This is a genomic window from Litorimonas taeanensis (assembly GCF_003634015.1).
Lineage (GTDB): Bacteria > Pseudomonadota > Alphaproteobacteria > Caulobacterales > Maricaulaceae > Litorimonas > Litorimonas taeanensis.
Genome location: NZ_RBII01000003.1, coordinates 1 through 1182 on the forward strand (window position 1 = coordinate 1; position 1182 = coordinate 1182).

1 protein-coding gene is annotated in these 1182 nt (G+C 48.5%); it reads right to left on the bottom strand.

The annotated features are described in order from the left end of the window. Positions 1-3: 3 nt before the first annotated feature. Complete coding sequence (gene tuf / locus DES40_RS13080) at positions 4-1179, bottom strand: elongation factor Tu (protein ID WP_121103017.1); 1176 nt, start codon at positions 1177-1179, stop codon at positions 4-6. Positions 1180-1182 lie beyond the last annotated feature (3 nt).

Below are 1182 nucleotides of genomic sequence, written 5' to 3' on the forward strand. Positions count from 1 at the left end.
AGACTATTCTACAATCTTAGAGACAACGCCGGCGCCGACTGTACGGCCACCTTCACGGATAGCGAAGCGAAGCTTCTCTTCCATGGCGATTGGCACGATAAGCTCAACGTCAACATTCACGTTATCGCCTGGCATAACCATCTCTGTACCTTCTTTCAACGTCACAACACCTGTCACGTCAGTTGTACGGAAGTAGAACTGAGGACGATAGTTGTTGAAGAATGGTGTGTGACGACCACCCTCGTCTTTCGTCAAAATATAAGCTTCTGCCTCAAACTTGGTATGCGGCGTAACTGAACCTGGCTTACAAAGAACCTGTCCACGCTCAACACCTTCACGATCAACACCGCGAAGAAGCGCACCAATATTGTCCCCTGCCTCACCGCGATCAAGCAGTTTGCGGAACATTTCAACACCTGTACACGTCGTTTTCTTTGTATCTTTGATACCGACGATCTCGATTTCGTCACCTACGTTAACCGCACCGCGCTCAACCCGACCTGTCACAACAGTACCGCGACCAGAGATAGAGAAGACGTCTTCGATTGGCATCAAGAATGAACCATCAATCGCACGGTCAGGCTGTGGAATGTAATCATCAACAGCCGCCATCAACTTCTTGATAGACTCTTCACCGATTTCTGGGTTGTCGCCATTCATCGCTGCCAAAGCAGACCCTGCAATCACAGGAATATCATCACCTGGGAAGTCGTAAGAAGAAAGAAGCTCACGAATTTCCATCTCAACAAGCTCTAAAAGCTCTTCGTCGTCAACTTGGTCAACCTTGTTCATGTAAACAACAAGCGCTGGAACACCAACCTGACGCGCCAACAAGATGTGCTCGCGTGTTTGTGGCATTGGGCCATCAGCCGCGTTAACAACCAAGATAGCACCGTCCATTTGCGCCGCACCTGTGATCATGTTCTTAACATAGTCAGCATGGCCTGGGCAGTCGACGTGAGCATAGTGACGGTTATCTGTCTCATACTCAACGTGAGCTGTTGAAATTGTGATACCACGCGCTTTTTCTTCAGGCGCGCCGTCAATTTGGTCATAAGCTTTGAAATCACCAAAATACTTCGTGATCGCGGCCGTTAGCGTCGTCTTACCATGGTCAACGTGACCAATCGTACCAATATTGGCATGAGGCTTATTACGCTCAAATTTCTCTTTTGCCATTTT

Coding starts and splice junctions, on each gene's coding strand:
- tuf (WP_121103017.1), bottom strand. CDS start 1,179: ATGGCAAAAGAGAAATTTGAGCGTAATAAGCCTCATGCCAATATTGGT.